Below are 7,500 nucleotides of genomic sequence, written 5' to 3' on the forward strand. Positions count from 1 at the left end.
GAGAAAGGTGATCTAACGTTGCTTTTTTGGTACGCGGATTTACCAGGAGCTTGGCACTTTATCGATCCGTTGTTTTCGGGAAAGGACAAAGGCAACGGAGGAAACCGAGCGCACTACGAAAATCAGGAACTCGAAGCTATATTCTCAAGAGCAAGAAATTCAGATTCCTTGAATCCGGAAACGACCAAAGCCTTACAAATTCTTCTTAGAGAAAATCCTTGGATTTATCTTTGGTCACCGCATGAGACTTTTCTAATATCCGAAAAAGGAAAACGTTATTCTAGTTTGGAGGATTATCTGTAACTTCCGGAAGTTCAAGTTCGACAGAATCCGCGTCGCTTTCTTCCCCTTGAGGAAGAATCGTTTTTTCAGTTGTAGCCGTTTCCAACTCTTGCGTGGAATTTTCCGAAGTTGTAGCGGTAGTAATACCCGCAGGAGCAGAAGGTTGTTCCCCGATGTAATAATATTGACCGTACAAAGGATACAAACAAGGGACGGAAGAATGCAGCAGCAAGCCGGTCTCTCCACATACATCAACTTTCACAAAATCGCCGTTAAACGGTTTGACGAGAGTTTCTGAAAATCCTATGTTTTTTGCGATATAGTTCACATAACGAAACCAGATGTTTCCGCTGATTCCAGAACCTGAACCTTCGAACGGAGCGCCCACATCGTTGCCAATCCAGACTGTCGTAACTAAATCGGGATTCACGCCCGCAAACCAAGCGTCTCTTACTCCCTTACGGGATCCCCATTTTTTACGGGCTTCTTTCGGAGACTGAACTGTTCCCGTTTTACCACCCATCGGAAAAAAGTCTTCGTCTTTCAATTTGAGCTTCATCGTTCCTTGTTCGCTTAACACCGCTTCCAAAAGATTGATCGTTTCCGCACAGGCAACTGGATCTAAAATTTGAATCGCTTCATTCGGATCTTTCAAAGGTGTGGAAAACATTTCACTCCCTTCAAAATCCGTAATTCTTAGAATTTGAACGGGAGTAACTTTTTTTCCTCCATTTGCAATCGTCGCATAAATCAAAGCAAGCTCCATCGGCGACAATTCTCCCGAACCGAGAGCCAAGGAAAGATTCGGTTGGAATCTTTTTTCAAGAGTCGCCTTGTCCACATCCAAGATCATCGAAATTTTTTCTAAAAAGTCGTTCACACCGAATTCGTTTAACAATTTAACGGCGATCGTATTGACCGATTGTGCGAACGCGATTCTGGCGGTGATATTCCCTTTATAACCTTTGTACCAATTTTTTGGAGAATAACCTCGGATGTTAATTTCCTCATCCACAACCGTGGACGAAGGAGTAATAATCCTGTTTTCAAACGCGATTGCGTAGATCAAAGCCTTGATTGTAGAACCGGGTTGTCTGAGCGCAGAAACCGCTCGATTGAACCTAAATATATTAGAGATTTTGTAACTACCAACCATCGCCTCGATATAACCGTTTCCGGGATTGATCGAAATCAAGGATCCGTTCATGTTGTCTATGATGGATTGTTGGACTCTTACCTCTTCCGAATCACCTTTTTTCACGTAGGCGGCTTTTACATCGTTCAGTTTTTTACGAACGGATTCGATTCCTTCTCTTAGAGACTTTTCGGCGGCGTCTTGTTTATCGTAGTCGAGAGTTGTATAAACGTTCATTCCTCTGGTTTCGATATCGATTTCCGAAAATGTATCCAAAATACGTTGGCGGATTCCGTAATTAAAATCGGGGGCGAGATTGATCGTAAAGTCCTTATCAAAACCGTATCTAGCGATATCGGAAGAGTAAAATTCCTTCTCTCCGTCTTTTGTGAGTTCCACATTGTAGAAGGTTTTGAATTTTTTTAGATTTGCATCGATCCTTTTAGAGAAATTTCTTTCAATGCTGGAAGGATTAGGATGTAGATGTTGATTTTCGGACATAGGAGTCAGAACCAGCTTTTGTCTTTTAAGAGCGATCTTTAAACTTCGAACCGGATTGTAATTGGAAGGTGCTGGAATGATCCCGACAAGCATAGCCGCTTCTTCCGGAGTAAGTTCCGCGGCGGCCTTATTGAAATAGTAACGGCTCGCTTCCTCCACTCCCGTATTTCCCTCACCTAAAAAAATCCGATTGAGATACATGGAAAGAATCGTATTCTTGTCAAACTGGCTTTCAAGATAAAAGGTACAATAGAATTCCGTAATTTTGTTAAAGATATTTCTCGCTCCCAAATCCAAGGTCAGTTTTGCGAGCTGTTGAGTGATCGTGGACCCGCCCTGTTTTTGAAAGGTGGTGAGATTGATGATGATTGCCCGTAAAAGCGCGGTGTAATTGATTCCGTGATGATTGTAAAATTCCCTATCTTCGGAAGAAAGAAGCGCCCAAATGATGTTCCCATGTTCTGCAAGGTTGTCTGTGCGGATTGGTTTAAACTTTCTTCTCGAAAATTCTCCGATTAGCTTTCCGTTTCGATCCAAAATTCGAATAGGGCGAATCTGGCTGATTTCGTAATAATTTGTGACTTCGTTTTTGAACTTATCCAAATTGGAAACGATTTCGTCCTTTTTGGTGAACCAAACCACATAAGAGCCGCCGATCAAAAAAGAAACGAACGCGATAATCGCAATGATCGCATAACGGAATATGAATCTCCAATACGCTTTTACGAAAAGGAAAAAGCTTACGAAACCTTCCTTGAGTGCGTTGAAAATAGAGAATATTTTTCCATTGCCGAATGTCATCGTCTGTCCTAAAGCCCAATATTCTACTAGAGACTATCTCAAAAAGAAACTTTCATCCCTTCACACTACGTTTTGAAACAACAAAAAAGATTTTTGAGACGAAGTCGTACAAAAGGATTCGAAATTGAAATTATCACGACTTACTAAATTTTCCTTTGAAAACGATTAATTACTTTTTCAGACCTCAGAGAAAGACAATAGAAACGACCGTATCTTTGTAAAGTATTAGAAATTTTCCGAAATAGAATTCCGGTCAAAATTTAAAAACCCGCCCTTAAATTTAAAACCACCGGTTGTCAATCGCAAATTATTGAATGCGCTTTGTGGGAACTCCTACAAGACGAGTTTACTAGAAGGCTATCTCAAAAATATCTTAGAATGATTGGAATCGGCATTTTAAGCAAAGATAAAGTATTTTTGAGATCACTTCTAATTTCTACTACATAATACAGAGATAAATCTTCCATTGAAACACAGAATTCTGGGCACCTTGTATATAGTTGTTCTCAATAAAAACTCCTGGATTCGAATTTCTATAAGAAATTGTCTAACAATAGAGTTGTTGAAAAATTCCATAGTTCAGATTAACAAAACCGCTTCAACTGTCCATTTCAATGAAACAGAAATAGATGGGGAATTAATTTTTCAACAACTCTAATATAGATTCTTTAAATTGCGGAAGATTTCTCTTACTGATCTTTACATAAAAGAGTACCTCAAATTACTTAAAATCATTTGAAGGTAGGATTCCGAAAAAGAATTTAAAGTAAGGGAACAAACTTCACTTCACACTTAGATTCAAAGGACCAATCGTTCCAATTTTTTTTTGCGGTTATTAAAAATTGTTTTTTCTTTCCCATCGGAAAAATAAAAACTCCTCCAGGAATCAGGGAGTGAAAGTAAGAACTTTCCACGCCGGGAAGATCGGGAAGAGCGGCGCAGGAAATCATCTTATCAAATTGAAGTTCAGGTTTGAGAATTTGAGTCGCATTTCCGCTAACAAAATGATTTGTTCGAGTGCAACCCGGACTCCAAAGTTCCAAATTTTGAATCGCGATTTTATGAAGAGATTCAAAGAACTCAACGGAAAATAACTTCGCTCCAAGAAAAATTAAAACGGCGCTTTGATAACCTGAGCCGGTGCCAATTTCGAAAATTCGATCGCCTTTTCGAATTTCAAGAAGCAGAGACATCCATGCGACCATGAACGGTTGTGAAATCGTCTGATGATATCCGATCGGCAGAGGTTTGTCGTCATACGCTTGCGAAACATAAGAATCAGGTACAAAACATTCTCTTGGAATCGAACGCATCGCTGAGAGAACTTCTTTATTGCGAATTCCTCGAGAAACGATTTGGAAATCGACCATATTCTTTCTCTCTTTTTCACGAAGGACCGGATTACAAATCTTAGATGAAAAAGACATTGATCTCTCCCTAACAATGATCCGGGGAGAATGAGTCGCTTCCGATCTTTTTCGTTGACAGTGAAGGCTGTTTTTCTATGCTGTTCATGGGTTCGGCCTTGTAGCTCAGTCGGTAGAGCAGAGGACTGAAAATCCTTGTGTCGGGAGTTCGATTCTCTCCGAGGCCAGAACTCACTAACTTTTTTACCGGGCCGTTTTTCTTTCTTCCCCTAACTTCCAAAGTTCCGCAAAAACGACTTCGTCAATCACCTTACAAAGTTCCGGCTTGTACAATTTTTTAACCGGAGGTTTCGGATAGATATGAATTTCGTCCGTGTCGGGAATGTAAGTCATCATCTTTTGAATCTGATCTTCGCCTTCCACTTCGTACATTGTATAAGACATTCCTTTGGAAGGAATAACTTGCTCCGTTTCTAAGTATTTCATTCTACTCCTAAACCTTTTGTGTTCACGCTCTTTCGAATACGAAAGAATTTCTTGCTGGATGTTTCTTATAGGCTAATCAAACTCAACGTATTTGTAAAGTAAAAGAACGTGGAAAAGTCCTTCATCTTGCTCAGAGGTCTACCGGGAACCGGTAAAAGTACGCTCGCCAAACTCTTATCCGAAAATGGGAGACATCCCATTTTCAGCGTGGACGACTACTTTACGGATCCAAAAACGAAAGAATACAATTTCGATCATAAGAAGAACCATCTCGCATACAAATACTGTGAGGAACAAGTTCGTAAAGAAGCGGAGAATGGGACCTCGAAAATTTTCTTGGATAACACGTTTACTCTTTCTTGGGAAATGAAGCCCTACTTTCAAATCGCATCTCAATTCGGATATACGGTTTTCGTAGTCACCGTGGAAAACTATCATAACGGAAAAAATACTCACTTCATCGACGATGAATCCTTGAAAAAGATGGCCTCAAAATACAAAGTTCGTCTCCTACCCGAAAATCTTTTAGAATGAAAGTTTTTATAGTTCTATGTCTCTTATATGTGCCATTCCCATAATCTGCCATTTTTTAGTGATTTCAAAATAAAATCTTAAGAGAAATCAACACAATCATTCAGTAAGTTTCTAACAAAACGAGATAATTCTCGCGTTTTAGTAAAGTTCCTATATCCTAAAATTTTAAACCAAAGCCTTTGTAAATTAACGAATTTCTTTGATGTACGGGAAACTTACTTAATCTTACCAAGGAGTATATAACAAGATGCCTGGAATTCTGCGTCCTAAACGGGGAATTTGTTCCAAATTCATGCTACCTATTACATAGGAATCAATAAGGAAATCGGGTTTGACAAGAAATCCCACACAGATTCGAGAGAAAACCAAGTCGGACCTCTGTATTTTCCAAAATATTCTGACATAACAAGTAAAGGAGTGATTTTGTTCCTGTAAAACTATCGATTCTATAATTTGAGAATTTATATAATAAATTTTATATTTACCGAATTACAATTCATTCTATACAGGGCGTTTATACTTTGTCTTGAGTAAGGATTTGATGATGAGTTCAATGAATGGTACAAAACTGAAAAATCGAGATTTAGATGTCATAAATTCCCCGGAACAAAGGAAACATATTATTGAAAAACATTTATTAAAACAGAGTTTGAATATAAAAGGAGACGACTCCGAAACAGTTACCATTCAGAAATATGTAGACGACGGAGAAAAAATCGTAGTGGAATTATCGAGCGAAAAGGACTTTCCGGAAAACGAGGAGATCGTTTTGTATCGAATTCTCGCTAAGTACGTTCAATTGGAATGTAGCTTTTTGAAAAAGCTCAGTCCAAAACTTGTAGAACTCAATGTAAACAAAATCTCGATCGCCAAATCCAACCGCGCATTTCCGCGTTATCTTGTCACCGAAGATGCGGTGCACGTCACGAACATCAATTCTTCCAAAACAGTTATCGACGCGTCCTTGTTTAACATTCCCACTTTGGTCAAGGTCAGCTTTGAAGATTACAAAGCGAAATTAAAACCGGATAACCTCGGCTTGATCGAAATAGACGTTTTCAAATCCGACCAGGACGATAAGTTCGAATTGGTCAAACGAAGTAAAAAATACATTCACATCGAAAACACCTCTTTGGAAGACTCCTATGTGTCCAAGGATGAAAACCAAATCAGCGTGGAAGATAATATTCACGAGGAAATCGCGTCTCTGATCAGGAAATATAAGGATGAGAAAATTATTTCCGAAATCATATATCCGATCATTTATATCAACCATTCCAGGCAACCCATTCCCCTCGGTTATATTTGGGTCAGAAACAAGGAAAAAACTCTCGGTAAAGACACGATCCAAAAATTAGCCGAACTTTCCAAAGAGATGGTCGCTCGAATTAAAGAGTCTAACACAGTTTTAACCACGGAAAAATTTCAGGTTATCGACATTTCCAATAACGGCATCTGTATTAAAATCACGGATCCTCATTTGATCCAAACTCTTCCTAAACACACAGGATTCGTTTTCGACATTTATATTCGTATGCAAGGATATTTTAAAGTGTTCGGAGCGATTCGTTGGGTTTCTTACGACGAAGTCAGTAATCTGATTTTGGGTCTGGAATTGGTAGGTAAATCCTCTTTTCCAGGAGAAAGAGAAAAGTTTTATAGAAACATCGAACTTTTAGGTCAAGGACAAATATCGGTTTGAAGACCCAAGCGATTTGATTGTTTCTATTTAAGTATAGTATGATTTTTGAATTCGTTCGGTACGAGTTTGTTTTTAGATGGATTTAACGTGGATTCGATCTAAAAAAGTTAGAAATTTTTTTAAAACGCGGTAATTTCCACGTTTTAGCGGCGAGGGTTTGGTCACCGACTTTACACCCGATCTCAAACCCTTGCTAGTCTACTTTCCAACATTTCAATGATTTGATTCACATTCTTTTTATTGATCACAACTTCGTAAGCGGCCGCAAGAACCGGCGTGTTTTCCGTGGTTATTTTCATCAAATTCGGCATTACCTTAAGACCGTAGAATCCGTTCGACATTCTTTCCGATGGAGAACCGTAAGCAATATCGTATCCCGTCTTTCTATCTTTCGCATCCGTTCCGAAACAAGAAAGCATAAAGTCGGTTAAACCGGAAAGACCTAAGAAAGTCTCGGATTGTCCACCCATCTTGGTGCCGATCGCGGTCATCTCCGTAAAAAAACGATTGGATAAATGAAAGAGAGAATTATCCACATTACCGCCGAAAGTCTGTGTGAAATACCCTTCTACGATTCCCATTGCAAGTGCGTAGATCGTTTTCAGAGCGCCTCCCAATTGAACGCCTTTGACGTCAGTTGGAATTCTCGCCGGTCTTGGAAAGATATAACCGTTGGTAAAAAGTTTTTGAAC

Annotated in this window: 6 protein-coding genes, 1 tRNA gene and 1 pseudogene (2 of these 8 cut by a window edge); 4 read left to right on the forward strand and 4 right to left on the reverse strand. The window is 39.2% G+C overall.

Annotated elements, in window-relative coordinates:
- Window positions 1–303, forward strand: a pseudogene (locus LEP1GSC062_RS12870) (ABC transporter substrate-binding protein) (it extends 1,250 nt beyond the left edge of the window).
- Here the strand turns inward: LEP1GSC062_RS12870 and LEP1GSC062_RS12875 are convergent.
- Together LEP1GSC062_RS12875 and LEP1GSC062_RS12880 are read right to left on the reverse strand one after the other, a co-directional pair.
- Window positions 281–2,719, reverse strand: coding sequence for a transglycosylase domain-containing protein (locus LEP1GSC062_RS12875; RefSeq protein ID WP_020984432.1), 2,439 nt, complete (start codon window positions 2,717–2,719; stop codon window positions 281–283). The pseudogene LEP1GSC062_RS12870 and the gene LEP1GSC062_RS12875 overlap by 23 nt on opposite strands.
- A 761-nt stretch (window positions 2,720–3,480) precedes the next feature.
- Window positions 3,481–4,146: a protein-L-isoaspartate O-methyltransferase family protein gene (locus LEP1GSC062_RS12880; protein ID WP_020984434.1), complete on the reverse strand. Its 666-nt coding sequence runs from the start codon at window positions 4,144–4,146 to the stop codon at window positions 3,481–3,483.
- Window positions 4,147–4,240: 94 nt separating this feature from the next.
- Between LEP1GSC062_RS12880 and LEP1GSC062_RS12885 the strand changes: the two genes are divergently transcribed.
- A tRNA-Phe gene (locus LEP1GSC062_RS12885) sits at window positions 4,241–4,313 on the forward strand.
- A gap of 16 nt (window positions 4,314–4,329) precedes the next feature.
- Here LEP1GSC062_RS12885 and LEP1GSC062_RS12890 read toward each other — a convergent pair.
- A complete protein-coding gene (locus LEP1GSC062_RS12890; RefSeq protein WP_010577693.1) occupies window positions 4,330–4,572 on the reverse strand; it encodes a hypothetical protein in 243 nt (80 codons plus the stop codon).
- A gap of 126 nt (window positions 4,573–4,698) precedes the next feature.
- On the opposite strand from LEP1GSC062_RS12890, the gene LEP1GSC062_RS12895 reads away from it, so the two are divergent.
- Window positions 4,699–5,106 carry an AAA family ATPase gene (locus LEP1GSC062_RS12895; RefSeq protein ID WP_020984475.1) on the forward strand — a complete coding sequence of 136 codons (408 nt, stop codon included), beginning with the start codon at window positions 4,699–4,701 and terminating at the stop codon, window positions 5,104–5,106.
- Between the two features lie 544 nt (window positions 5,107–5,650).
- Window positions 5,651–6,808 carry a DUF1577 domain-containing protein gene (locus LEP1GSC062_RS12900; RefSeq protein WP_020984491.1) on the forward strand — a complete coding sequence of 386 codons (1,158 nt, stop codon included), beginning with the start codon at window positions 5,651–5,653 and terminating at the stop codon, window positions 6,806–6,808.
- 182 nt (window positions 6,809–6,990) lie between these two features.
- Here the strand turns inward: LEP1GSC062_RS12900 and LEP1GSC062_RS12905 are convergent, their stop codons facing one another.
- A protein-coding gene (locus tag LEP1GSC062_RS12905; protein WP_020984482.1) for a 1-acyl-sn-glycerol-3-phosphate acyltransferase crosses the window boundary here: on the reverse strand, window positions 6,991–7,500 show its final stretch. Its footprint extends 1,503 nt past the window's final position; the window shows 510 of its 2,013 coding nt (coding positions 1,504–2,013); the start codon falls outside the window, past its right edge; the stop codon is at window positions 6,991–6,993.

Source organism: Leptospira alexanderi serovar Manhao 3 str. L 60, from assembly GCF_000243815.2.
Classification (GTDB): Bacteria; Spirochaetota; Leptospiria; order Leptospirales; family Leptospiraceae; genus Leptospira; species Leptospira alexanderi.